The organism is Mesobacillus sp. (assembly GCF_049588175.1).
In the GTDB taxonomy this organism is placed as follows: Bacteria; Bacillota; Bacilli; order Bacillales; family Cytobacillaceae; genus Mesobacillus.
Window position 1 is genome coordinate 1 of record NZ_JBAVFI010000604.1, and the last position, 1,736, is coordinate 1,736.

Genomic DNA, 1,736 nt, shown 5'->3' on the forward strand with positions numbered 1-1,736 from the left:
CAGGTACCCAAGACGTCTTTTCGGCGCCCACTTCTTCCAGTTTTTGCTCATTAAGTTATCCAACAGGCCATCTGTCCCGCTGGAGCCTAGCACTTACTGCTCTAGTCATCGATTTGTTTATAAACAAAACAGCAACGTTTAGTAAAGTACCTCCTTTTTTGAACTTGTTTCACGAATCTAAATGGCTTTTACTTCACGCTCATAACTATGGGAATCATTAGAAATCCTAAAATCCACAAATTAAGTAACAAAACAACTTTATTTATGTTGTAAAGAAAAAACATTTGTGATAAAGTAATTATCGAACGAATTGACCATTTCTCTCATTTGGTCATTTTTTATTCGTAGAGAGGTGTAATCATGGCAATCGACCGAAAACAGCAAATCATTGATTCAGCATCCAATTCATTTTCTCTCTATGGCTATAAGGCTACAACCATTGACCAGGTTGCCAAAATGGCCAATGTTGGAAAAGGTACGATATATACCTTTTTCAAGAACAAGGAGGAACTTTTCGATGAGATCGTTAACAGGCTTATCAAGGAAATGAAGCGGGTTGCCGACGAATCAGTAGATCCATCTCAGTCATTTTACGAAAATGTTCATCGGGCGCTGTATAAGCTCCTTGAGTTCCGTAAAGAACATCAGCTTACGATCAAGCTTTCACAGGAAGCGAGAGATCTAGGGACACCGGCAGTAATCGAAGTGATGACAAAAATGGAAACAGCCATTATCAACTATATTAAGGATAAGGTCATCCTGGCTGTTCAAAAAAGGGAGATTAAAGAGTGCGATCCCGAAATGACGGCGTTTATCATGATGAAACTCTACATTGCCTTTATATTTGACTGGGAGAAAAAACATAAACCGCTTGAAAAGGAAGAAATCTCAGAGCTGTTTGAGTTTTACATTTTTAAAGGATTGTCTATATAGGATAATCCTTAATTTATGGAATTGATTGACCAAATGAACAAAATGGTCATTTATTACCAAGGGGAGGACAACAATGAAAAACAAACTATTGCAACAGGAATTGTTAGCGATATTTCGCAATAAGAAGCTGTTGATTCCAATTATCGCTGTGATTTTTATCCCGGTCCTGTACAGTGGAATGTTCCTGTGGGCTTTTTGGGATCCTTATGAACATCTATCTGATTTGCCAGTAGCTATTGTCAATGAGGATTCAGGAGCGATGATCGAAGGGGAACAACTGGAGCTTGGGGATAATTTGGTTGAGAAACTGCAGGAAAGCAAAGACTTTAGTTTTGACTATGTGGATAAAGCCGAGGGGGAAAAAGGGTTAAAAGAGCAAAAGTATTATATGCTCATAAAAATTCCTGAGAATTTCTCCGAAAATGCTACCACATTACTGGATGACACACCAAAAAAACTTGAACTCATTTACATGCCGAATGAAAGCTTTAACTTTCTTTCTGCTCAAATCGGTGAAACGGCAGCTGAAAGAATTAAGGCCTCTGTATCTGAGAAGGTGTCTGAAACCTATGCAGAAACAATGTTTGATAAAATAGGTGAACTTGCTGATGGATTGGACAAGGCAAGTGATGGCGCATCAGAATTAATGGATGGTGCAGGGAAATTAAAAAATGGTTCAAATGAGCTCTATGAAAATCTCTCTGTTCTCGCTGGGAAATCTGTTGAATTTAACAATGGAATGCTGTCGGCCAAGTCAGGTATCAAAGAGGTTGCTAATGGAGCAAACTCCCTTGCTTCAGGAC

General features: G+C 38.8%; 2 protein-coding genes. Both read left to right on the plus strand.

The window, feature by feature from the left end; all coding sequences use genetic code 11:
* The first annotated feature begins 360 nt into the window (after nt 1–360).
* Nucleotides 361–933 (plus strand): TetR/AcrR family transcriptional regulator, encoded by a 573-nt coding sequence (locus tag WB217_RS14650; protein ID WP_423993973.1) that lies wholly within the window; start codon nt 361–363, stop codon nt 931–933.
* A gap of 73 nt (nt 934–1,006) precedes the next feature.
* A partial coding sequence (locus tag WB217_RS14655; protein WP_423993974.1) for a YhgE/Pip family protein occupies nt 1,007–1,736 on the plus strand: 730 nt, incomplete at its 3' end.